This is a genomic window from Enterobacter cloacae complex sp. 382A5 (assembly GCF_050031095.1).
In the GTDB taxonomy this organism is placed as follows: Bacteria; Pseudomonadota; Gammaproteobacteria; order Enterobacterales; family Enterobacteriaceae; genus Enterobacter; species Enterobacter cloacae.
Map to the genome: position 1 here is coordinate 2,889,949 of NZ_JBLGVK010000001.1, position 21,439 is coordinate 2,911,387.

Here is a 21,439-nt window from a genome sequence, read left to right on the forward strand (position 1 = left end):
TTCTCTTAGTAAGATTGCGATTCTTACCCATCGTACAAGGGAATATCCGGGATAATGGAAGGAACACCCCCGGGAATAATGGCTTATTTCGGAGATTGTCTGACGGGCAAAAAAAAAGGTTGCTGTTTCCAGCAACCTTTTGTGAAACAGGCGCGGCGATTAACGCAGCAGAGACAGCATTGCCTGTGGAACCTGGTTTGCCTGAGACAGTACAGAAGTACCAGCCTGCTGCAGGATCTGCGCGCGAGACATGTTGGAAACTTCGGTAGCGTAGTCAGCGTCCTGGATACGGGACTGAGCAGCAGACAGGTTGTTGATAGAGTTGTTCAGGTTGTTGATGGTAGATTCGAAACGGTTCTGAATCGCACCCATGTTAGAACGCGCGGTATCGATTTTCGCGATTGCAGCGTCAGCAGCAGAGATAACAGCCTGTGCAGAGGCGTTATCGGAGATTGCAGTGCTCAGGCCAGCGCTCAGGGTACCAGAGGTGGCGTTGATCAGCGCGTTGCTGTCGATGGAGATGGTGTCGTTAGAAGAAGTACCTGCACCAACCTGAATTTTCAGCGCGGTAGATACGGAACCGTCCAGCAGTTTCTTACCGTTGAAGTTAGCTGCGCCCGCGATACGGTCGATTTCAGCCAGACGCTGTTTGATTTCAGTGTTGATAGAAGTCAGGTCAGAAGAACCGTTAGTGTCGGTAGCAGCCTGAACAGACAGCTCACGAATACGCTGTAAGTTGGTGTTGATTTCGTTCAGGTTACCTTCAGCAGTCTGAACCAGGGAGATACCGTCGTTGGCGTTACGCGCCGCCTGGGTCATACCTTTAACCTGGGAGGTCATGCGGTTAGCAATCGCCTGGCCAGCAGCGTCATCTTTCGCGCTGTTGATACGCAGACCAGAGGACAGACGCTCGATAGCAGTGCCCAGAGAAGACTGAGATTTGTTCAGGTTGTTCTGAGTGGTCAGGGACAACAGGTTAGTATTGATAACTGCCATAATTTAATTCCTTCAAAAATGGTTTCTAGGGTCGGTGCCTTAACACTCACGGCGTCTCTCACCGTCATGAAAGTTATCGACGGGTCTGAATAAGACTTTAGAAATTTCGTCAAAAAATTATTAACACATTGATTTTAATGAATTTATAGTTATTAAAGTCTACTCAAAGCACCATCAGAAACGCTATTTTTCAGGAAACGTTTTCACATTTTATTCTTCCCGCGTTTTTCTTTTATACACAATATCATTCAAGTTGCATCAAGGCGGCAAGAGAGTGAATCCCCAGGAGCATAGATAACTATGTGACTGGGGTGAGCGAGCGCAGCCAACGCCGAGACAGCTTGAAGGATGACGTGTATATATGTCTCTCACGCGCCAATAGTGCTATATGGCCGTAAGGTTGAGCGCTATTCAGCCGATAATTTTTTTACCTGAAACGTAAACTATCTGCATAAGTCGCCGATAACTACCTGAAACTACCATTGGCTAAAGGAAATAAAAAAATGGCGAGTAGCTCAATCACTCTCTCTTCAGGCGCGACTATTACGAGTCTGGGCGTAGGTTCAGGTCTGGATCTGGCAACACTGTATAACAACCTCGAAACGGCTGAAAAAACCAAGCTGAACACCATCACCAATCAGCAGACGTCCTATAATGCCCAGCTGAGCGCGTTCAGTAAGCTGCAAAGTGCAATGACGTCGCTGAATACCGCCACTGCAGCCCTGGGAAAAACGGACACCTGGAACGCGGCGTCTATTGGCTCAACCAACACCGCCTTCAGCGCCACGACCACGGCCGGTGCAGCGGTTGGTTCCTATAGCGTACAGGTTAAATCGCTGGCGAAAGCTCAGGTATTAACCTCTGCCGTCCAGACCAGTGCCACCGCGCAGCTGGGAGCGACTACCGGTACCACGCGCACCATCACCATCAGTCAGCCAGGCACTACTAAACCGCTGACCGTCGATCTTGCTGACGGTGACACCAGCCTGAACGGTATTGCCAGCGCGATTAACAAGGCCAACGGCAACGTCACGGCAACGGTAGTGAAGTCGAAGGACAACGAGTACACCCTGATGCTGTCCTCGAAAACCACCGGCACGGCCAATGACATGACGGTGACAGTGACCGGTGACGACACCTTAAAAGGCATTATCAGCTACGACTCATCCACGAATACCGGCGCGATGAATCAGCAAACCGCGTCACAAAATGCGTTGGTTACCATCAACGACATCGACATTGAGCGTTCGACCAACACAATTAATGACGCGCTGCCGGGCGTAACCCTCACCCTGAAGGCAGAAAGCACCAAGAGCGAAAATTTAGATGTCACCCGCTCTACCGATGCCACCAAAAAAGCCGTCACGGATTGGGTTACCGCCTACAACTCCCTGCAGTCGACCATCGCCAGCATCACCAAGTATGTGAAGGTGGAAGCCGGTGCCGATCAGTCCGCCAGCAACGGTGCGCTGCTGGGTGACAACACCGTTCGTTCTGTACAGTCACAGCTGCGCGATATGTTGACCGTGGTCCAGTCTGGCTCCTACGCGATCATGGCCCAGCTCGGTATCACCCAGGATCCTACCGTGGGCGCTGACGGCTCAATGGGTAACCTGAAAATCGACGATGCCAAACTGACAAAAGCACTCACCGACAGCCCGGAAGCGGTGCAGGCCTACTTTATTGGCGATGGCAAAACAACCGGTCTGGCCACGCAGATGGGCAATACCCTGACCGCCATGCTGAGCACGACCACCGGTAAAGAAGGGATCATCAAAAGCGCGACTGACGGTATCAACAGCACGTTGAAAACCCTGGATAAGCGCTACGACGCAATGGAAGCGAGCATCGAAGCCACGATGGCCCGTTATAAAGCACAGTTCAACAGTCTTGATACCATGATGAGTAAACTGAATAACACGGCCACCTACCTGAAACAGCAGTTCAGTTCTTAGTCGTAAGGAACGTATATGTATGCACAAAATGGCGCCCGAGCTTATCAGCAGGTCGGGCTGGAAAGCGCGGTGCTGAGTGCCAGTCCGCATCAACTTGTCGTAATGCTGTTTGACGGGGCATTGAGTGCCCTTGTCCGCGCCCGTCTTTTCCTGGACGAAGGTAAAATCACCGAAAAAGGCGAAGCCTTATCGAAGGCGATCAATATTATCGATAACGGGTTAAAAGCCGGTCTGAATATGGAGATCGACAGTGAACTGCCGGGCAATCTTGCCGCGCTGTACGAGTACATGGTCAGACGTTTGTTGCATGCAAATCTGCGTAACGACGTGGAGGCGATTGTAGAGGTCGAAGCGCTGCTCAATAACATTGCGGATGCGTGGAAACAAATTGGTCCCAATGGTCCTTCTTCTCAGGATATCTATTGATGAATAATCCAGCGTCCGCTCTTGATAACTGGCAGGCCCTCTATAACCTCAGCCTTACCATGTTAAAACATGCTCGTTCCGGTCTCTGGGACGATCTCATTACCCTTGAGATATCTTATGTTCAACTGGTAGAGAATATCTCCAAAAACCCTATTTCGGAGGCACATCCGTCCCAGATTGAGCAGGCACGTTTTCTACTCGAGAAGGTTCTGCAAAACGAGACCGAGCTCAAAATGCTGCTTGCCACACGCATGGACGAACTGCGCAGCCTCATTGATCAAACCGGTAAACAGCAATCCATCACATCAACCTATGGAAAGCTGTCAGGGAATATTCTTTATCCAGAAAGTTTGACCCGCGACACACAATTATGATTTCTTCATCCATACTCCAGAAGTCAGCCAAACGGCTTCTGGAGCACGGACGATGAAAAACCCCACCCTGTTACAATGCTTTCACTGGTATTACCCTGCAGGCGGTGAATTGTGGCGAGAGGTCACGGCATTAGCCCCCAATCTTAACGAAATCGGCATCAATATGATCTGGCTGCCGCCAGCCTATAAAGGCGCATCGGGCGGTTACTCGGTCGGGTATGACTCTTACGATCTGTTTGATCTCGGCGAGTTTGACCAGAAAGGCAGTGTTGCCACCAAATACGGTGATAAAGCCCAGCTTCTGGAAGCCATTGATGCGCTCAAAAGCAATAACATCGCGGTGCTGCTGGATGTGGTGGTTAACCACAAAATGGGCGCCGATGAGAAAGAGCACGTTCGCGTTCAGCGTGTGAACGAACAGGACCGCACGCAAATCGATGATGAGATCATCGAGTGCGAAGCCTGGACCCGCTACACCTTCCCTGCCCGCGCCGGACAGTATTCGCAGTTCGTCTGGGATTACAAATGCTTTAGCGGCATCGACCACATCGAAAACCCCGATGAGGATGGCATCTTCAAAATCGTCAATGACTACACCGGCGAAGGCTGGAACGATCAAGTCGATGACGAAATGGGTAATTTCGACTATCTGATGGGCGAAAATATCGATTTCCGTAACCATGCCGTGACGGAGGAGATCAAGTACTGGGCGCGCTGGGTCATGGAACAAACCGGCTGCGACGGATTCCGCCTGGATGCGGTCAAACACATCCCCGCCTGGTTCTATAAGGAGTGGATTGAACACGTCCAGGAAGTGGCAACGCAACCGCTGTTTATCGTCGCGGAATACTGGTCGCACGAGGTGGATAAACTGCAGGCCTATATTAATCAGGTCGAGGGTAAAACAATGCTGTTTGATGCCCCCCTGCAGATGAAATTCCACGAGGCCTCGCGTCAGGGGCGGGACTACGACATGAGCCAGATTTTCACCGGCACGCTGGTGGAGGCCGATCCGTTCCATGCGGTGACGCTGGTTGCCAACCATGACACCCAGCCGTTGCAGGCGCTTGAAGCCCCGGTGGAAGCCTGGTTTAAACCGCTGGCTTACGCTCTGATCCTGCTGCGGGAAAATGGCGTGCCGAGCGTGTTTTATCCCGATCTCTTTGGCGCCAGCTATGACGATACCGGGGGAGACGGTGAAACTTACCACATTGATATGCCGGTGATTGAGCAACTGCACGAGCTGATCCTCGCCCGTCAGCGCTTTGCCCACGGCGTGCAGACGCTGTTTTTTGACCACCCTAACTGCATCGCATTCAGCCGCAGTGGCACGGAAGAGGATCCCGGTTGCGTGGTGGTGATGTCCAATGGGGATGATGGCGAGAAGGTGATCTGCCTTGGGGAAAACTACGGGAACAAAACCTGGCGTGATTTTCTCGGCAATCGTGAAGAAACGGTCACCACCGCAGCGGATGGCGAAGGGACATTTACCTGCAAAGGCGGAAGCGTGAGCGTGTGGGTGATTGAGGATGCATTGTAGTACTGGGAAAGTGCGGGCTGATGCCCTCACCCCGTCCCTCTCCCACAGGGAGAGGGCGCAAACACCAAAAACGGCAACGAGGTTGCCGTTTTGCGTTTACCTTCAGGGTAGCTTACTCTCCAGCGGATTTTTGCTTAGGTAATCGGCACACTCAACCGTTGGGCGATCGACCTTCTGCAGCTCCATGCCATCATACTCCAGCACCGCGCCATCGCGCTCCAGCGGGTAGATATCCAGCTTGCTGGTCACGTTGTAATAGCTGTCTGAACGCAGCATGATTTTACCCGGCACGGCAATCACGCGCTGCCATTGACGGCAGTCCAGCGTATCGCCCTCCTCCGTCACCACCAGCGTGGCAATCGCCTCCGGGCTAACCATTTTGCTCTGCGGCCCTTTTGACTGCCAGTATCCCGCCAGATGTGCCGGAACAGGATGTTTGATCACATCCTTGTAGCTATCAACCTGTACGCACCCGGTGAGTGCCAGCAGCGCGCCAGCAATTGCTATTTTTTTCATCATTTTTCCTGCATTCGAAGAAAAAAATATTGTGGCATTAAAGCGCTAAGGCTGCCAGCGAAGATCGTCCAGGTCTTAGACCTGCATCCCCATCACTTCCTGATACGCAGACACCAGCTTATTACGCACCTGGATCCCCATCTGCAGAGAGACCGAGGCTTTTTGCAAATCGGTCATCACATCGTTCAGCGCCACGCCAGGTTCACCGAGGGTGAACTTCTCGGCCTGGGTACGCGCGGCGGTCTGGGTATCGCTGATACGGTCGAGCGCAGCATGCAGTTGCCCGGCAAAGCTGATGGTCGGCTGCTGTTCTGCCACATTCTGATTACGGGCCGTCATCGCGGTTGCCTGCAGCTGACTGATAACCCCTTCAATACCCTGTATAGCCATGACTCTCCCCTGGATGGTTTTTTACGCGGTCAAGACTAACAGCTTGTCAATAAGATAATGGCGGTAAATAGCGATAAAAAACCAGGTTATTTGACCCATAGAAAATCACGAATCATCAAATAATGGCTGGGCCATCAATATGGAACTTTTGTCGTGTTTGCCGACCCGGGAGTCAGTTTTGTTTCTCTACACGAATAACGTAAACCACCAGGATTTAAGAGGTGCGCAATGAGTGCAGCAGCATCGACAGCGCCGCAGAATAAATCACTCGAGTGGATGAACCGCCTTCGCGCGAATCCTAAAATCCCGTTGATCGTGGCAGGCGCTGCCGCAATTGCGATCCTTGTAGCGATGGTGTTGTGGGCGAAAAGTCCTGATTACCGCACGCTTTACAGCAACCTTTCCGATCAGGATGGCGGCGCCATCGTCACCCAACTGACTCAAATGAACATCCCTTATCGCTTCGCCGATAACGGGGGTGCGCTTGAGGTACCGGCAGATAAAGTCCATGAACTCCGTCTGCGCCTGGCGCAGCAGGGCCTGCCGAAGGGCGGCGCGGTGGGTTTTGAACTGCTGGATCAGGAAAAGTTCGGTATCAGCCAGTTTAGCGAGCAGGTGAACTACCAGCGTGCGCTGGAAGGTGAGCTGGCCCGCACGATTGAAACATTAGGCCCGGTGAAGAGCGCCCGCGTGCATCTTGCCATGCCTAAACCGTCCCTGTTTGTCCGCGAACAGAAATCCCCGTCGGCTTCCGTCACCGTCAACCTTGAACCCGGCCGGGCGCTGGATGAAGGGCAAATCAGCGCGGTTACACATTTAGTTTCCAGCGCCGTCGCCGGTTTACCGCCGGGTAACGTCACGCTGGTTGACCAGAGTGGTCATCTGCTGACCCAAAGCAATACCGCCGGGCGCGATCTGAATGACGCGCAGCTGAAATATGCCGCCGATGTGGAAGCGCGCCTCCAGCGCCGCATCGAAGCGATCCTCGGCCCGGTTGTGGGTAACAGCAACGTCCATGCCCAGGTTACCGCGCAGATCGACTTCTCTAATAAAGAACAGACCGAAGAGCAGTACCGCCCGAACGGTGATCCGGCTCAGGCAGTGATGCGCTCTCGCCAGGTTAACGAAAACGAACAGGTTGGCGGTGCATACCCAGGCGGCGTGCCGGGCGCACTCTCTAACCAGCCTGCCCCGGCTAACGCGGCCCCTATTTCCACGCCGCCGGCTAATCAGCAGAACGGTCAGCAAAATCAGCAGACCACAACCTCGACGGCCAGCAATGCCGGTCCACGTACCAGCAGCCGTAACGAAACCACCAACTACGAAGTGGATCGGACTATCCGCCACACGAAACTGAACGTGGGTGATATTCAGCGTCTGTCGGTGGCCGTCGTGGTGAACTACAAAACGCTGCCGAATGGCAAACCGCTGCCTCTGACGGCAGAGCAGATGAAGCAGATCGAAGACCTGACCCGTGAAGCGATGGGTTACTCCGAGAAGCGTGGCGATAGCCTCAACGTGGTGAATTCACCGTTTAACCCGGTAGATGAGACCGGCGGTGAGCTGCCGTTCTGGCAACAGCAGGCGTTTATCGATCAGCTGATGTCTGCAGGACGCTGGCTGCTGGTGCTGATTGTCGCCTGGCTGCTGTGGCGTAAGGGCGTTCGTCCTCAGTTGCAGCGTCGTGCAGAAGCCGAGAAAGCGGCTCGCGAACAGATGAACGCGCGTCAGGAAGTGGAAGAAGCGGTTGAAGTCCGCCTCAGCAAAGACGAACAGATGCAGCAGCGTCGTGCTAATCAGCGCATGGGTGCTGAGGTCATGAGCCAGCGCATTCGCGAAATGTCAGATAACGATCCGCGCGTCGTGGCGCTGGTCATCCGCCAATGGATGGGTAACGAACATGAGTAATACGCTTACGGGCACCGATAAAAGCGTCATCCTGCTGATGACCATTGGCGAAGATCGTGCGGCAGAGGTGTTTAAACACCTCTCCCAGCGAGAAGTACAAATTCTGAGTGCGGCCATGGCCAACGTGCGTCAGATCTCCAACAAACAGCTGACCGAAGTGTTGTCGGAGTTTGAGCAGGAAGCCGAACAGTTTGCAGCGCTCAACGTCAACGCCAACGACTATCTGCGCTCCGTGCTTGTCAAGGCGCTGGGTGAAGAGCGTGCCGCCAGCCTGCTGGAAGACATTCTCGAAACGCGCGATACCGCCAGCGGGATCGAAACGCTCAACTTTATGGAGCCGCAGAGTGCCGCCGACCTTATTCGCGACGAGCACCCGCAGATTATCGCCACCATTCTGGTTCACCTCAAACGTGGTCAGGCGGCCGATATTCTGGCGCTGTTCGAAGAGCGCCTGCGTCACGATGTGATGCTGCGTATCGCCACCTTCGGCGGTGTCCAGCCAGCCGCGCTGGCGGAGCTGACCGAAGTGCTGAACAACCTGCTCGACGGCCAAAACCTCAAGCGCAGCAAAATGGGCGGCGTGAGAACGGCAGCGGAAATTATCAACCTGATGAAAACGCAGCAGGAAGAAGCCGTTATTACGGCGGTTCGCGAGTTCGACGGCGAGCTGGCGCAGAAAATTATCGACGAGATGTTCCTGTTCGAAAACCTGGTCGAAGTGGACGACCGCAGCATCCAGCGCCTGCTCCAGGAAGTGGACTCCGAGTCGCTGCTCATCGCCCTCAAAGGTGCCGAACAGCCGCTGCGCGAGAAGTTCCTGCGCAACATGTCCCAGCGTGCGGCAGATATCCTGCGCGACGACCTTGCCAACCGTGGCCCGGTGCGTCTGTCTCAGGTGGAAAACGAACAGAAAGCGATCCTGCTCATCGTTCGTCGTCTGGCAGAAACCGGCGAGATGGTAATTGGCAGCGGAGACGACACCTATGTCTAATGAGCTGCCGTGGAAGCGCTGGACGCCTGACGATCTGGCCCCTGCCCTCTCTGAGTTCACCCCGGCTGTCGTAGCGTCGCCCGAGGAGGGCGACACCGACGTCGAGGCGCCTGAACTGAGCGAAGAAGAACAGCGCACGCAGATGCTGGCGCAGTTACAAATGCAGGCGCATGAGCAAGGTTTTAATGCAGGTCTGAATGAAGGCCGACAGAAAGGCCATGACCAGGGTTATCAGGAAGGTCTGGCGAAAGGGTTAGAACAGGGTATTGAGCAGGCGCGCCAGCAGCAGGCGCCTCTCCATGCCCGTATGCAGCAGCTGGTCAGCGAGTTCCAGCACACCCTGGATGCGCTGGACAGCGTGATTGCTTCCCGGTTGATGCAGATGGCGCTGGAAGCGGCCCGTCAGGTAATTGGCCAGACACCGGCGGTCGATAATTCAGCGCTGATCAAACAAATTCAGGGCCTGCTGCAGCAAGAGCCGTTGTTCAGCGGAAAACCGCAACTGCGCGTTCATCCGGACGATCTCCAGCGTGTGGAAGAGAGTCTCGGTGCCACGCTGAGCCTGCACGGCTGGCGTCTGCGCGGTGACCCGTCGCTACATCACGGCGGATGCAAAGTCTCCGCCGATGAAGGCGATCTGGATGCCAGCGTCGCCACCCGCTGGCAGGAACTGTGCCGCCTGGCGGCTCCGGGAGTCGTCTGATGACCGCACGCCTCACTCGCTGGCTCAACACGCTCGATAACTTTGAAACGAAGATGGCGCAACTGCCATCTGTTCGTCGTTATGGGCGCCTGACCCGCGCCACCGGTCTGGTGCTGGAAGCCACCGGCCTGCAGCTGCCTTTGGGGGCCACCTGCGTGATCGAGCGTCAGGATGGGCAGGAAACGCGAGAAGTGGAAAGCGAAGTGGTGGGCTTTAACGGCCAGCGTCTTTTCCTGATGCCGCTTGAAGAGGTGGAAGGCATTCTGCCCGGCGCGCGCGTCTATGCGAAAAACATCATCGGCGATGGTCTGCAAAGCGGTAAGCAGCTCCCGCTCGGCCCTGCCCTGCTGGGCCGCGTGCTGGACGGCAGCGGTAAACCGCTCGACGGCCTTCCCGCCCCGGATACCACCGAAACCGGCGCGCTGATCACCCAACCGTTTAACCCCCTGCAGCGTACCCCGATCGAACATGTTCTTGATACCGGCGTGCGCCCGATCAACGCCCTGCTGACCGTCGGTCGCGGCCAGCGTATGGGTCTGTTCGCCGGTTCAGGGGTGGGTAAATCGGTCCTGCTCGGCATGATGGCCCGTTACACCCAGGCCGATGTGATCGTCGTGGGGCTAATCGGTGAACGTGGCCGCGAAGTTAAAGACTTCATTGAAAACATTCTGGGTGCGGAAGGCCGCGCCCGTTCGGTGGTCATCGCCGCCCCGGCGGATGTCTCCCCGCTGCTGCGTATGCAGGGTGCCGCGTATGCCACCCGCATCGCGGAAGATTTCCGTGACCGCGGCCAGCACGTGCTGCTGATCATGGACTCTCTGACCCGTTACGCGATGGCGCAGCGTGAAATCGCGCTGGCCATCGGTGAGCCACCGGCCACCAAAGGCTATCCGCCGTCGGTCTTTGCCAAACTCCCGGCGCTGGTTGAACGCGCAGGGAACGGCATTAGCGGCGGTGGCTCCATTACCGCGTTTTATACGGTGCTGACCGAAGGCGACGACCAGCAGGACCCGATTGCCGACTCTGCGCGTGCGATCCTCGACGGTCATATTGTGTTATCGCGTCGCCTGGCCGAAGCCGGACACTATCCGGCCATTGATATTGAAGCTTCCATCAGCCGCGCAATGACGGCACTGATTACCGAGAAGCACTACGCCCGCGTGCGTAACTTCAAACAACTGCTCTCCAGCTTCCAGCGCAACCGCGACCTGGTGAGCGTGGGAGCGTATGCCAAAGGTAGCGATCCCATGCTCGACAAAGCGATTAGCCTGTGGCCGCAGCTGGAGGCATTTTTGCAACAAGGCATATTTGAACGTGCCGACTGGGAAGATTCGATTCAGGCTCTGGAGCTGATTTTCCCGCAGGTGTAACACAGGTGGAGGGCGACGATCATGGCGCAAAACAGCGCGTTATCAACGCTGAAAGATCTGGCTGAAAAAGAAGTTGATGATGCCGCATTGCAGCTTGGCGCAATGCGACGCGGGTGCCAGCAGGCTGAAGAGCAATTGAAGATGTTAATCGACTATCAGCATGAGTATCGCACCAACCTCAATACCGATATGACACAGGGCATTGGAAGCCAGCGCTGGATTAACTATCAGCAGTTTATTCAGACGCTGGAGAAGGCGATAGAACAGCATCGCCAGCAGCTTCAGCAATGGACCCAAAAAGTCGACACCGCGCTGAATTTCTGGCGCGAGAAGAAGCAGCGACTGCAGGCCTGGCAGACCTTACAGGACCGGCAGATTGCCGCGGCGACGCTGGCGGAAAACCGCCAGGATCAGAAAAAAATGGATGAGTTTGCCCAGCGCGCATCAATGAGGAAACCGGAATGATCACACTGCAACAACTGCTGATGACCGACAGCGACCTGTCAGGGGGCATGCAAACGGGGAAAGGCACCGACGGTGCGCAAGACTTTCTTTCTCTGCTGGCGGGCGCGTTAACGGACGCCAGCGGTCAGGGCAAAGATGCGCCGCTGACGCTGGCCGACCTGAAGGCGGCTGGCAGCAAGCTGTCAAAGGTCGCGAAGGACGCCGGGGGAGAGTCCACCCTGCAGGCGAAAATTGCCGATCTGCTCGCGCGTCAATCCACGCAGGCTGGCGATGAAACGGCGCAGACGACGCCGCTACAAACGCTGGTCTCCGGGCTGATGCCTGCCGCTAAGGGCGATGCCCTGAAGACGTTGACCACGGCGAATAGTGCCGATAACAGCAAAACCGAACTGAGCGAAGAAGAGCTGGCGGGCTTAAGCGCGCTGATGGCCATGCTGCCGCACCAGCAGACCTCCACGCCGGTCACGGCGAAAGGCGCGGGCAGTGAGGGACTCAAAGCAACGTCAGCCCTGACCGCCACGACGCTTACGCAAAACGGCACGTCTGCACACGCACTGGGCAGCGCCCTGACGGGCAAGGATAACGCGCAGCCGTCTTTCGCCGGGCAGGCGCAAAACGTTGATCCGTCCCTGCCGGCCAACGCACCGGCGACGCCAGCGCTCGCCGTCGCGGCCGAGAAACAGGATCTTGCCAGCGCGTCTTCGTCTTCAACACCAACCGCCACCCTGGCGCCGATTGTCTCCAGCCACGCCACCGCGCAGCCTGCCGCAACCGTTGCCACCGCACCGGTGTTGAGTCAGCCGCTCGGTACCCACGAATGGCAACAGAACCTGAGCCAGCACATCACGCTGTTTGCGAAGCAAGGACAGCAAACCGCAGAGTTGCGCCTGAACCCGGAAGATCTGGGCCAGGTGCACATTTCGCTGAAGCTGGATAATGACCAGGCGCAGCTGCAGATGGTCTCTGCGCACGGCCACGTGCGTGCTGCACTGGAAGCCGCCCTGCCGGTACTGCGTACCTCACTGGCGGAAAACGGCATTCAGCTTACACAGAGTAGCGTCAGCAGCGAGAGCTTTGCCGGGCAGCAGCAGTCTTCGTCCCAGCAGCAACAGCAGGCGTCGCGTTCCGGCCAACACGGCGGATTTACTGAAGAGAGCGATGAGTTGCTGCCGACCCCGGCAGCCCTGCAATCCGCTGCGAGCGGCAACCGCGCCGTAGACATCTTCGCCTAAACGCCAGAGGTAGCGTGATTATCCCCGTCTTTTCCACGCTTTGACGTCAGCCGGACACGGGATAATCACCATATTAAGCTGTACCGAAACAGGAAGCTCGTATCAGATGACTGACTCCGCGATCACCAAAAAAAGTAAGCGTTCCATCTGGATCCCGCTGCTGGTGTTAATCACGCTCGCCGCCTGCGCTACCGCGGGCTATAGTTACTGGCGCATGCAGCAGAAACCTTCTACTGCTGCGGCCAAAGCCGAACTGCCACCTCCGCCGGCACCGGTGTTCTTCCCGCTGGATACCTTCACCGTCAACCTCGGTGATGCGGATCGTGTGCTGTATGTCGGCATCACGCTGCGCCTGAAAGATGAAGCCACCCGTTCCCGACTGAACGATTACCTTCCGGAAGTGCGCAGCCGTCTGCTGCTGCTGTTCTCTCGTCAGGACGCTTCAACGCTTGCCACCGATGAAGGCAAGCAAAAGCTGGTCGACGCTATTAAGCAAACGCTGGCGACCCCGCTGGTGAACGGCCAACCTAAGCAGGAAGTCACTGACGTTCTGTATACAGCCTTTATTCTGCGGTAACGACATGGGCGACAGTATTCTTTCTCAGGCAGAAATCGATGCGCTGCTCAACGGCGACAGCGATAAGAGTGATGATCCGCAACCGGGCATTGGCGGCGATAGCGATATTCGTCCCTATGACCCGAATACCCAGCGTCGCGTGGTACGTGAACGTCTGCAGGCGCTGGAGATCATTAACGAACGTTTTGCACGTCAGTTCCGTATGGGGCTGTTTAACCTGCTGCGTCGTAGCCCGGATATCACGGTCGGTGCGATCCGCATTCAGCCGTATCATGAGTTTGCCCGCAACCTGCCGGTGCCAACCAACCTTAACCTGATCCATCTGAAACCGCTGCGCGGCACAGGTCTGGTGGTGTTTTCCCCAAGCCTGGTGTTCATTGCGGTGGATAACCTGTTCGGCGGCGACGGGCGCTTCCCGACCAAAGTAGAAGGTCGTGAATTCACCCACACCGAACAGCGCGTCATTAACCGCATGCTGAAGCTGGCGCTGGAGTCATACAGCGACGCGTGGAAGGCCATTAACCCGCTGGAAGTGGAGTATGTGCGTTCTGAGATGCAGGTGAAATTTACCAACATCACCACCTCTCCGAACGACATCGTCGTCAACACGCCATTCCACGTGGAGATCGGTAACCTGACCGGCGAGTTCAACATCTGCCTGCCGTTCAGCATGATCGAACCGCTGCGCGAGCTGCTGGTCAACCCACCGCTGGAGAACTCACGTCATGAAGATCAGAACTGGCGTGAAAACCTGGTGCGCCAGGTCCAGCACTCACAGCTTGAGCTGGTGGCGAGCTTTGCCGATATTCCGCTGCGGTTATCCCAGATCCTGAAATTACAACCCGGTGACGTTTTGCCGATAGAAAAACCCGACCGCATTATTGCCCATGTGGATGGTGTCCCCGTGCTGACAAGTCAGTACGGCACAATTAACGGCCAGTATGCGTTACGCGTTGAGCACTTGATCAACCCGATTTTGAATTCGCTGAATGAGGAACAGCCCAAATGAGTGACATGAACAATCCGTCCGATGAAAACAGCGGAGCACTGGACGATCTGTGGGCTGACGCGTTAAACGAGCAAAAAGCGACCCCGGCCAAAAGTGCAGCGGATGCCGTCTTCCAACAGTTAGGCGGCGGTGATGTCAGCGGTACACTGCAGGACATCGACCTGATTATGGATATCCCGGTTAAGCTGACCGTTGAGCTGGGCCGCACCCGCATGACTATTAAAGAGCTGCTGCGTCTGACGCAGGGTTCCGTCGTGGCCCTCGACGGTCTGGCCGGTGAGCCGCTGGATATCCTGATCAACGGGTATCTGATTGCTCAGGGTGAAGTGGTGGTCGTGGCCGATAAATACGGCGTGCGTATCACCGACATCATTACCCCGTCTGAGCGCATGCGTCGTCTGAGCCGTTAAGAATGAAAACCCAGGCAACAGTATCACAACCTTCCGCCGTTCCCGGCTCACCGCTGCTCCAGGTGAGCGGCGCGTTGCTCGGTATTATTGCCTTTATTCTTATCGCCGCCTGGCTGGCGAAGCGTTTTGGCCTGGCGGGTAAAACCGCCGGGACGCGCGGTCTGAAGGTCAGCGCCAGTACAACACTGGGGCCACGCGAGCGCGTGGTCATCGTAGACGTTGAGGACGCACGGCTGGTGCTGGGCGTCACCGCGTCAAACGTCAACGTTTTACATAAACTGCCGCCCGCCCCTGCTATCAGTGATGAGCGTGCAGAAGCCCCTGCGGATTTCCAGTCCGTCATGAAGAGTATGCTTAAGCGTTCCGGGAGATCCTGATGCGCCGTTTGTTATCCCTGACGCTCGCGGGCGTTGGCCTGTTTGCTCCTGCGGTTTATGCGCAACTGCCCGGTCTGGTTTCAACCCCTCTGGCGGGCGGCGGACAAAGCTGGTCGCTCCCGGTTCAGACGCTGGTGTTCATCACCTCGCTGACCTTTATTCCGGCGATCCTGCTGATGATGACCAGCTTTACCCGCATCATCATTGTCTTTGGCCTGCTGCGAAACGCGCTGGGTACCCCTTCCGCGCCGCCAAACCAGGTGCTGCTGGGCCTGGCCCTGTTTTTGACCTTTTTTATTATGTCGCCGGTGATCGATAAGATTTATACCGACGCCTACCAGCCGTTCAGTGAAGATAAAATCTCCATGCAGGAGGCGCTGGAGAAAGGCGCGCAGCCGCTGCGTGAATTCATGCTGCGCCAGACGCGCGAAGCGGATCTGGCCCTCTTTGCCCGCCTTTCCAACACCGGTGAGCTGCAGGGCCCGGAAGCTGTGCCGATGCGCATACTGCTGCCTGCGTACGTCACCAGCGAGCTGAAAACCGCCTTCCAGATTGGCTTTACCATCTTTATCCCGTTCCTGATTATCGACCTGGTGATCGCCAGCGTACTGATGGCGCTCGGTATGATGATGGTACCGCCAGCCACCATTGCCCTGCCCTTTAAGATCATGCTCTTTGTGCTGGTCGACGGCTGGCAGCTGCTGGTCAGTTCGCTGGCGCAGAGTTTCTACAGTTGAGGAGCGCGCAATGACGCCAGAATCGGTCATGATGATGGGCACGGAAGCGATGAAAATCGCGATTGCCGTTGCCGCGCCTCTGCTGCTTGTCGCCCTGGTGACCGGTCTGATCATCAGTATTCTGCAGGCCGCCACGCAGATTAACGAAATGACGCTCTCGTTCATTCCGAAAATCATCGCCGTGTTCGTGGCAATCATTGTTGCCGGGCCGTGGATGCTCAATCTGCTGCTGGACTACATGCGTAACCTGTTTACCAATCTGCCGTACATCATCGGCTGACGCGACGATGCTCCATTTTACCAGCGACCAGTGGATTCAGTGGCTTGGGGTCTATTTCTGGCCCATGCTGCGCATCCTGGCGCTGATCACCACCGCCCCGATTCTGAGCGAGAAAGCGATCCCGAAGCGGGTCAAAGTGGGACTGGGCATCATCATCACCATCATCGTTGCCCCTTCCCTGCCGCCGGTGAATATTCCGATCTTCTCGGCCAATGCGGTATGGGTGGCGTTGCAGCAAATTCTGATTGGCGTCGCGGTTGGTTTTACCATGCAGCTGGCCTTTGCGGCCGTGCGCACCGCCGGGGAACTGATCGGCCTGCAGATGGGGCTATCGTTCGCCACGTTTGTCGACCCCGGCAGCCACCTCAACATGCCGGTGCTGGCGCGCATTATCGATATGCTGGCGATGCTGCTTTTCCTGTCGTTTAACGGCCATCTGTGGCTCATCTCCATGCTGGTGGACACCTTCCACACGTTGCCGATTGGGGAAAACCCGGTTAACAGCAATGCGTTCCTGGCACTCACCAGCGCCGCAGGGCTGGTGTTCCTCAACGGATTGATGCTGGCGCTGCCGATCATCACCCTGCTCCTGACCGTGAACCTGGCGTTGGGTTTACTCAACCGCATGGCCCCGCAGCTGTCGGTGTTCGTCATTGGTTTTCCGCTGACGCTGACGGTGGGAATTTTATTAATGTCATTGCTAATGCCACTTATCGCCCCCTTCTGTGAGCATTTATTCGGCGAGATATTCAACCTCTTAGCGGATATTGTCAGCGAGCTGCCACGTAAATAATAGTCCTCACAGTTGATATTGTCTTTCTGAGGATATTCCTAAAATAAAACACGAAAAACATCTTCCAGGATATATCTGACGCGGTTTAATTGTTTCTAACCACCTCACAATACTTAATATTTACTTTACTTTAAGATGATTCCTGGCAAATTATACGTAACTTTACGGGATAGTGAGTCCGCCTGAAAGTCTTTGTCATGCTCACAGGTTTATTAATTTTTTCCATCCCGTATGGCTGTTTATGAGCTCTCAGGCAGATGGTGAATTATCGTTACGCATTGAGTGAGGGTATGCCATGTCAACGATCATTATGGATTTATGCAGCTACACCCGGCTAGGGTTAACCGGGTATCTGGCAAGCAGAGGGGTAAGAAAGAGAGACATCAACGACGCACACACCGTTGAGGAGCTCGCAGCCGCTTGTGATGAACTCAAACCAGGCGTGGTGTTTATTAATGAGGACTGTTTCATTCACGATCCAGCCAACAGTCAGCACATTAAGCAAATCATTAATCAGCATCCTAAAACCCTGTTTATTGTTTTTATGGCGATCGCAAATATCCATTTCGATGAGTATTTGTTGGTCCGTAAAAATTTATTGATCAGTTCTAAATCGATAAAACCAGAGTCGCTGGATGACATTCTGGGGGATTATTTGAATAAGGAAGTTAAGAATGTAGGAGCGGTTAACTTACCCACCCTATCATTAAGCAGAACTGAATCAAGCATGCTGCGAATGTGGATGGCCGGGCAAGGAACGATTCAAATTTCAGACCAGATGAATATTAAAGCCAAAACCGTTTCGTCACATAAAGGAAATATTAAAAGGAAGATTAAAACCCATAATAAGCAAGTGATCTACCACGTTGTCCGCCTGACCGATAATGTGACGAACGGGATTTTCGTCAACATGCGTTAGTTGCATAAGACCTTGAGTACCCTACACGATCTCTGGCCTGGCCAGAGATTTTTGCTTTTACGGGCGCTGTCGGGCACCCGATGCCGTGTTACTCCGCTTTTTCCACAAAGATGCCATCCGGATGCCCCAGTTCGTTAAAGAACCAGATGCCGAGCGGGTAGTCTTCCAGTGATACCAGATACATTGTACCTTCACTAAACTCTTCAATTGCCAGTACCACCCCCGGGCGGCGCGGTCCACCGTCCGTTTTGACAGTAACCCGATCGTTAACCTTCATACGTTCCTCCTGTGGTTTTGAGCCAGTGTAGAACAAAACGCAAAATCGCACATCGCCACGGCGCGCGAATGGCGTTTTTGTGTTCAGTCTATAATCAATGTTGGACACGGTTGAATGAGGACCCCGAAATGAAGACCGATAAAGAGTACAGCGACACCATCAAACGCGAGGTCGAAGTGGATGTCGATGCCCTGTTGGCCGCCATCAATGAGATCAGTGAGTCAGAAGTTCGTCGTACGGATGACAACTCTGACCGGGTCATCGTCAACGGAAGGGATTATCACACCTACCGTGAACTGGCCGAGGCCTTCGAGCTTGATATCCATGACTTTAGCGTGTCTGAAGCGAATCGTTAGGGCGAAAAAAATCCCGGTCATGGGGATGGCCGGGATCAAACTTGCTTATGCAAGAAGCACTTGAAAATTCGTTACACCAGGAAATCTGATGTAGTCGAAACACTATCCTCAACGATTTTGCCTGACAAGCATATATTCTCGTGGCGAATATTATATTTTTTAAACGTGAATTTTTGTTATGAGCAGCAAGGTACGTCGAATGCGGGTTTGGCGGGATCGGTTCCGCACGTTTCCCTTCCGACAGTCCTATTTTTTTAGGAATATTCTTAGATGAAGCGCTATTCGCAATCGGGAGCTGCACGGCCTTCCCTGCAGGACACCCTGCTGGTTTTTTCCGACCTGGATGGTTCGTTGCTGGATATTCATACCTACGCCTGGCAGCCGGCAATGCCCTGGCTGGATAAGCTGCAGGATTTTCAGGTACCGCTCATTCTGTGCAGCAGCAAAACCGCAGCGGAGATGCAGGATATTCAGCAGGATCTGGGCCTCGAGGGGTTACCCTTTATTGCCGAAAACGGCGCGGTCATCCAGCCCGATGTCCGTTGGGAAAAGGCGCAGCGCCATACTATGGGAATGCTTCACCGCGACATTCGCCCGTTCATTGAGCAAATCCGCCTGCAGGCAGGGTATAAATTCACCACCTTTGACGATGTCGATGACCGGGTGATCGGCGAATGGACGGGGCTGAGCCGCTATCGTTCGACGCTTGCGCGTAAACATGAAGCCTCTGTCACGCTCATCTGGCGCGACACCGATGAGAAAATGGTGCAGTTTGAAGAGGAGCTGGCGCAGCGCGGTCTGAAATGCCTGCAGGGTGCCCGCTTCTGGCACATTCTGGACGCCCGCTGCGGAAAGGACGTGGCGGTGAACTGGCTCATTGCGCAGTATCGCGAACAGGAAGGCATCATGCCCACGACGCTCGGGCTGGGCGATGGTCCGAATGATGCGCCCCTGCTCGACAGCGTCGACTTCGCGGTGGTGATCAAGGGCATTAACCGCCAGGGCATCACGCTGCGCGACGATAACCCTGCCCGGGTGTATCACACGCAGCAAGCAGGACCGGCGGGCTGGCATGAAGGGCTGGATCACTTCTTGTCGTGATCGTCCCAGACCACCTGGTTGCGGCCGCGCTGTTTTGCCAGATACAGCCGGGCATCCGCTATCGACTGCAGTTGTTCGAAGTCGTAATTCCCCTTCTCCTGCGCGCAGCTGACCCCCATCGACGCGCTGATACGCAACGTCGTGCTCTTTTTCACCAGGATCTCTTTGCTGTCGATGCGTGAGCGAATACGTTCCGCCACCGCTCTCGCCTCCTCCAGCCCGATCCCCGGCAGGACCACGCAAAACTCTTCCCCGCCCACGCGCCCGGCAACGTCGTTCTTACGCAGGGCGCTGGCAATCAGCCCCGCCGCATGAGACAGCACCTTATCTCCGGCCTGATGGCCGAAGCGGTCATTGATGCTTTTAAAATTATCGAGATCGATCTGCACCACCGAGAACGGCAGCGACTGCGCCTGACATTGCCCGGCCAGCGCTTTTGCCTGCTCAAACAGCGCCCCACGGTTATGGAGGCGGGTGAGCGGATCGTGCCAGGCCTGCCACTGCAACGAGTGCTGGAGCGTGTACATGTTGCTGACCATCCGGCGGATCACCAGCCAGGAGATCAGCAGCATGGCGGTGAAGAGCGCCCACAGGAGCGCCAGCACGATACTGATGCTGCCGAAGTCGCCTTTTACGCCTTCATGCAGGGTATGGACCCGCAGGATAACCCCGTCAAAATGATCGAGCCGCTCCCAGCTGACAAAACGGCTGCCAAGCCGGATCCCGCCGCCGGTATCGCTCTCAATGGCATGGGCAATCTGCGCCGTTTCACGCTCATCAAAATGGTTGGCCTCGCTTGTGGATGCTTCAGAAGAGGCAATCATATTGAGTCGGGTATCATACAGCTGATATTCGCCCTCGGCGTGGTCATCCGTCGCGTCGGCCAGCAGACGTTTCATGGTATTGAGAGAAAAATCCATCGCCACCACGCCGTACCAGTAATGGTCAAAATAGATGGGTACGCTGGCGGTGATCATGCGCTCGTTGCCCGTCCAGGTTGACGGTGTGGAGATAAACCACAGTACCGCGCGCGCACGGTTATTACGTTCCGTTTGCTGCGTAAACCAGGGCTGGGTCACCAAATGGTAATAACGCGGGATGATATCGGCGCTCTGTGCCGGTGTATCCGTGGAGAGGTAAAACCCGGCGCGGGAGACATAGACCACCCGTTCTTCGCTGCGCATGACCGGTGAGGCCAGCCTGAGCAAATACCCCACTTCAAGCGCAGCAGACACTTCATTATCGAGAAGTTCATCGTCGCGATTAAGCAGCGTGGTCTTTTCAACAAAGGCATCCGATACGCCGTTGATGGGCAGCGTACGTTTTTTATCCACAGCCAGCTGCCAGAAAGGACGAGACCGGTCTGCATTGAAGCGTGTCACCGCTGCACGCAGGACATCAAACGCCAGCGGCGTCTGGAGCGCATCGCCCATGCTCTGGCGAAAAAAAAGCAGTTTGTCCACGCTGAACTGAAGCTGTCTGTCCAGCGACGTGGCCACCGTTTCCAGATGGTTGCGCTGGCTTGAGATATAGGCATCTTCCAGCACCACCACTTCACGCCAGGTGAGGAGGGTCGAAAAAACCAGTACCACCAGAAAACAGAGATTAACAATCGCACCTGGATTGCTACGCTTATGCAGCCATTGCAGAAAAGTTCGTCTTACAACAAAGGTATCACGCTGCACACATACTCCCTGATCGCTTCCTTACACCCGATACTTGATATAAAAACGCCCG

The 21,439-nt window shown here is 55.3% G+C and carries 24 protein-coding genes and 1 pseudogene; 20 read left to right on the forward strand and 5 right to left on the reverse strand.

Features of this window, described 5'->3' with window-relative positions; translation table 11 throughout:
• Nucleotides 1–159 precede the first annotated feature (159 nt).
• Entirely contained in the window at nt 160–996 is an 837-nt protein-coding gene (locus tag ACQG2G_RS13660; protein ID WP_013096009.1) for a flagellin FliC, read from the reverse strand.
• 503 nt (nt 997–1,499) lie between these two features.
• Here ACQG2G_RS13660 and fliD point away from each other — a divergent pair.
• Genes fliD through amyA form a run of 4 tightly spaced genes read left to right on the forward strand, consistent with a single transcriptional unit; the run spans nt 1,500 to nt 5,291 of the window.
• Nucleotides 1,500–2,951, forward strand: coding sequence for a flagellar filament capping protein FliD (gene fliD, locus ACQG2G_RS13665; RefSeq protein WP_013096008.1), 1,452 nt, complete (start codon nt 1,500–1,502; stop codon nt 2,949–2,951).
• A gap of 15 nt (nt 2,952–2,966) precedes the next feature.
• Nucleotides 2,967–3,377: a flagellar export chaperone FliS gene (fliS, locus tag ACQG2G_RS13670; RefSeq protein WP_023622487.1), complete on the forward strand. Its 411-nt coding sequence runs from the start codon at nt 2,967–2,969 to the stop codon at nt 3,375–3,377.
• Nucleotides 3,377–3,751 (forward strand): flagella biosynthesis regulatory protein FliT, encoded by a 375-nt coding sequence (fliT, locus tag ACQG2G_RS13675; RefSeq protein WP_061772574.1) that lies wholly within the window; start codon nt 3,377–3,379, stop codon nt 3,749–3,751. The genes fliS and fliT overlap by 1 nt, the downstream gene beginning before the upstream one ends.
• Nucleotides 3,752–3,803: 52 nt before the next feature.
• Nucleotides 3,804–5,291 carry an alpha-amylase gene (amyA, locus tag ACQG2G_RS13680; RefSeq protein WP_020687606.1) on the forward strand — a complete coding sequence of 496 codons (1,488 nt, stop codon included), beginning with the start codon at nt 3,804–3,806 and terminating at the stop codon, nt 5,289–5,291.
• A 102-nt stretch (nt 5,292–5,393) separates the two neighbouring features.
• On the opposite strand, the gene yedD is transcribed toward amyA, so the two are convergent.
• On the reverse strand, nt 5,394–5,807 hold the full coding sequence (yedD, locus tag ACQG2G_RS13685) for a lipoprotein YedD (protein ID WP_048972049.1): 414 nt from the start codon (nt 5,805–5,807) through the stop codon (nt 5,394–5,396).
• 75 nt (nt 5,808–5,882) lie between these two features.
• Complete coding sequence (gene fliE, locus ACQG2G_RS13690; protein WP_013097729.1) at nt 5,883–6,197, reverse strand: flagellar hook-basal body complex protein FliE; 315 nt, start codon at nt 6,195–6,197, stop codon at nt 5,883–5,885.
• 228 nt (nt 6,198–6,425) lie between these two features.
• Here fliE and fliF point away from each other — a divergent pair, with 228 nt between their 5' ends.
• The 14 genes and pseudogenes from fliF (at nt 6,426) to rcsA (ending at nt 17,968) form a co-directional block, all read left to right on the forward strand.
• Nucleotides 6,426–8,105 (forward strand): flagellar basal-body MS-ring/collar protein FliF, encoded by a 1,680-nt coding sequence (gene fliF, locus ACQG2G_RS13695; RefSeq protein WP_023619799.1) that lies wholly within the window; start codon nt 6,426–6,428, stop codon nt 8,103–8,105.
• Nucleotides 8,098–9,096: a flagellar motor switch protein FliG gene (gene fliG / locus ACQG2G_RS13700; protein ID WP_008500327.1), complete on the forward strand. Its 999-nt coding sequence runs from the start codon at nt 8,098–8,100 to the stop codon at nt 9,094–9,096. Before fliF ends, fliG begins: the two co-directional genes overlap by 8 nt.
• Nucleotides 9,089–9,799 (forward strand): flagellar assembly protein FliH, encoded by a 711-nt coding sequence (fliH, locus tag ACQG2G_RS13705; RefSeq protein WP_013097731.1) that lies wholly within the window; start codon nt 9,089–9,091, stop codon nt 9,797–9,799. The genes fliG and fliH overlap by 8 nt, the downstream gene beginning before the upstream one ends.
• Complete coding sequence (gene fliI, locus ACQG2G_RS13710) at nt 9,799–11,169, forward strand: flagellar protein export ATPase FliI (protein WP_013097732.1); 1,371 nt, start codon at nt 9,799–9,801, stop codon at nt 11,167–11,169. Before fliH ends, fliI begins: the two co-directional genes overlap by 1 nt.
• Before the next feature lie 21 nt (nt 11,170–11,190).
• Nucleotides 11,191–11,634, forward strand: a complete 444-nt coding sequence (gene fliJ, locus ACQG2G_RS13715) for a flagellar export protein FliJ (protein ID WP_013097733.1) — start codon at nt 11,191–11,193, stop codon at nt 11,632–11,634.
• Complete coding sequence (gene fliK / locus ACQG2G_RS13720; protein WP_045903213.1) at nt 11,631–12,866, forward strand: flagellar hook length control protein FliK; 1,236 nt, start codon at nt 11,631–11,633, stop codon at nt 12,864–12,866. Before fliJ ends, fliK begins: the two co-directional genes overlap by 4 nt.
• 106 nt (nt 12,867–12,972) lie before the next feature.
• Nucleotides 12,973–13,443: a flagellar basal body-associated protein FliL gene (gene fliL, locus ACQG2G_RS13725; protein WP_014832480.1), complete on the forward strand. Its 471-nt coding sequence runs from the start codon at nt 12,973–12,975 to the stop codon at nt 13,441–13,443.
• Nucleotides 13,444–13,447: 4 nt separating this feature from the next.
• Nucleotides 13,448–14,452 carry a flagellar motor switch protein FliM gene (gene fliM / locus ACQG2G_RS13730; protein WP_013097736.1) on the forward strand — a complete coding sequence of 335 codons (1,005 nt, stop codon included), beginning with the start codon at nt 13,448–13,450 and terminating at the stop codon, nt 14,450–14,452.
• Nucleotides 14,449–14,862 carry a flagellar motor switch protein FliN gene (gene fliN / locus ACQG2G_RS13735; RefSeq protein WP_008500318.1) on the forward strand — a complete coding sequence of 138 codons (414 nt, stop codon included), beginning with the start codon at nt 14,449–14,451 and terminating at the stop codon, nt 14,860–14,862. The genes fliM and fliN overlap by 4 nt, the downstream gene beginning before the upstream one ends.
• 2 nt (nt 14,863–14,864) lie before the next feature.
• Nucleotides 14,865–15,239 carry a flagellar biosynthetic protein FliO gene (gene fliO, locus ACQG2G_RS13740; protein WP_061772573.1) on the forward strand — a complete coding sequence of 125 codons (375 nt, stop codon included), beginning with the start codon at nt 14,865–14,867 and terminating at the stop codon, nt 15,237–15,239.
• Nucleotides 15,239–15,976 carry a flagellar type III secretion system pore protein FliP gene (fliP, locus tag ACQG2G_RS13745; protein ID WP_013097738.1) on the forward strand — a complete coding sequence of 246 codons (738 nt, stop codon included), beginning with the start codon at nt 15,239–15,241 and terminating at the stop codon, nt 15,974–15,976. Before fliO ends, fliP begins: the two co-directional genes overlap by 1 nt.
• Before the next feature lie 10 nt (nt 15,977–15,986).
• Entirely contained in the window at nt 15,987–16,256 is a 270-nt protein-coding gene (gene fliQ / locus ACQG2G_RS13750) for a flagellar biosynthesis protein FliQ (RefSeq protein WP_008500315.1), read from the forward strand.
• Between the two features lie 7 nt (nt 16,257–16,263).
• A pseudogene (fliR, locus tag ACQG2G_RS13755) lies at nt 16,264–17,065 on the forward strand (flagellar biosynthetic protein FliR).
• A 279-nt stretch (nt 17,066–17,344) separates the two neighbouring features.
• The gene (gene rcsA / locus ACQG2G_RS13760) at nt 17,345–17,968 is read left to right on the forward strand and encodes a transcriptional regulator RcsA (protein WP_013097740.1); all 624 of its coding nucleotides are present in this window, start codon (nt 17,345–17,347) and stop codon (nt 17,966–17,968) included.
• 88 nt (nt 17,969–18,056) lie between these two features.
• Here rcsA and dsrB read toward each other — a convergent pair whose 3' ends face one another.
• Nucleotides 18,057–18,245 carry a protein DsrB gene (gene dsrB, locus ACQG2G_RS13765; RefSeq protein ID WP_013097741.1) on the reverse strand — a complete coding sequence of 63 codons (189 nt, stop codon included), beginning with the start codon at nt 18,243–18,245 and terminating at the stop codon, nt 18,057–18,059.
• 128 nt (nt 18,246–18,373) lie between these two features.
• Here dsrB and yodD point away from each other — a divergent pair, with 128 nt between their 5' ends.
• Both yodD and ACQG2G_RS13775 read left to right on the forward strand, forming a co-directional pair.
• Nucleotides 18,374–18,601, forward strand: coding sequence for a YodD family peroxide/acid resistance protein (gene yodD, locus ACQG2G_RS13770; protein ID WP_013097742.1), 228 nt, complete (start codon nt 18,374–18,376; stop codon nt 18,599–18,601).
• 270 nt (nt 18,602–18,871) lie between these two features.
• Nucleotides 18,872–19,702 carry a mannosyl-3-phosphoglycerate phosphatase-related protein gene (locus tag ACQG2G_RS13775; RefSeq protein ID WP_061772570.1) on the forward strand — a complete coding sequence of 277 codons (831 nt, stop codon included), beginning with the start codon at nt 18,872–18,874 and terminating at the stop codon, nt 19,700–19,702.
• Here the strand turns inward: ACQG2G_RS13775 and dgcQ are convergent.
• Nucleotides 19,687–21,387, reverse strand: a complete 1,701-nt coding sequence (gene dgcQ, locus ACQG2G_RS13780; protein WP_061772569.1) for a cellulose biosynthesis regulator diguanylate cyclase DgcQ — start codon at nt 21,385–21,387, stop codon at nt 19,687–19,689. The two genes, ACQG2G_RS13775 and dgcQ, sit on opposite strands and share 16 nt — an antisense overlap.
• Nucleotides 21,388–21,439 lie beyond the last annotated feature (52 nt).

Excerpts from the sequence above, each read along its gene's own strand:
- ACQG2G_RS13660 (WP_013096009.1), bottom strand. The coding sequence starts at position 996 with ATGGCAGTTATCAATACTAACCTGTTGTCCCTGACCACTCAGAACAAC.
- fliD (WP_013096008.1), top strand. The coding sequence starts at position 1,500 with ATGGCGAGTAGCTCAATCACTCTCTCTTCAGGCGCGACTATTACGAGT.
- fliS (WP_023622487.1), top strand. The coding sequence starts at position 2,967 with ATGTATGCACAAAATGGCGCCCGAGCTTATCAGCAGGTCGGGCTGGAA.
- fliT (WP_061772574.1), top strand. The coding sequence starts at position 3,377 with ATGAATAATCCAGCGTCCGCTCTTGATAACTGGCAGGCCCTCTATAAC.
- amyA (WP_020687606.1), top strand. The coding sequence starts at position 3,804 with ATGAAAAACCCCACCCTGTTACAATGCTTTCACTGGTATTACCCTGCA.
- yedD (WP_048972049.1), bottom strand. The coding sequence starts at position 5,807 with ATGAAAAAAATAGCAATTGCTGGCGCGCTGCTGGCACTCACCGGGTGC.
- fliE (WP_013097729.1), bottom strand. The coding sequence starts at position 6,197 with ATGGCTATACAGGGTATTGAAGGGGTTATCAGTCAGCTGCAGGCAACC.
- fliF (WP_023619799.1), top strand. The coding sequence starts at position 6,426 with ATGAGTGCAGCAGCATCGACAGCGCCGCAGAATAAATCACTCGAGTGG.
- fliG (WP_008500327.1), top strand. The coding sequence starts at position 8,098 with ATGAGTAATACGCTTACGGGCACCGATAAAAGCGTCATCCTGCTGATG.
- fliH (WP_013097731.1), top strand. The coding sequence starts at position 9,089 with ATGTCTAATGAGCTGCCGTGGAAGCGCTGGACGCCTGACGATCTGGCC.
- fliI (WP_013097732.1), top strand. The coding sequence starts at position 9,799 with ATGACCGCACGCCTCACTCGCTGGCTCAACACGCTCGATAACTTTGAA.
- fliJ (WP_013097733.1), top strand. The coding sequence starts at position 11,191 with ATGGCGCAAAACAGCGCGTTATCAACGCTGAAAGATCTGGCTGAAAAA.
- fliK (WP_045903213.1), top strand. The coding sequence starts at position 11,631 with ATGATCACACTGCAACAACTGCTGATGACCGACAGCGACCTGTCAGGG.
- fliL (WP_014832480.1), top strand. The coding sequence starts at position 12,973 with ATGACTGACTCCGCGATCACCAAAAAAAGTAAGCGTTCCATCTGGATC.
- fliM (WP_013097736.1), top strand. The coding sequence starts at position 13,448 with ATGGGCGACAGTATTCTTTCTCAGGCAGAAATCGATGCGCTGCTCAAC.
- fliN (WP_008500318.1), top strand. The coding sequence starts at position 14,449 with ATGAGTGACATGAACAATCCGTCCGATGAAAACAGCGGAGCACTGGAC.
- fliO (WP_061772573.1), top strand. The coding sequence starts at position 14,865 with ATGAAAACCCAGGCAACAGTATCACAACCTTCCGCCGTTCCCGGCTCA.
- fliP (WP_013097738.1), top strand. The coding sequence starts at position 15,239 with ATGCGCCGTTTGTTATCCCTGACGCTCGCGGGCGTTGGCCTGTTTGCT.
- fliQ (WP_008500315.1), top strand. The coding sequence starts at position 15,987 with ATGACGCCAGAATCGGTCATGATGATGGGCACGGAAGCGATGAAAATC.
- rcsA (WP_013097740.1), top strand. The coding sequence starts at position 17,345 with ATGTCAACGATCATTATGGATTTATGCAGCTACACCCGGCTAGGGTTA.
- dsrB (WP_013097741.1), bottom strand. The coding sequence starts at position 18,245 with ATGAAGGTTAACGATCGGGTTACTGTCAAAACGGACGGTGGACCGCGC.
- yodD (WP_013097742.1), top strand. The coding sequence starts at position 18,374 with ATGAAGACCGATAAAGAGTACAGCGACACCATCAAACGCGAGGTCGAA.
- ACQG2G_RS13775 (WP_061772570.1), top strand. The coding sequence starts at position 18,872 with ATGAAGCGCTATTCGCAATCGGGAGCTGCACGGCCTTCCCTGCAGGAC.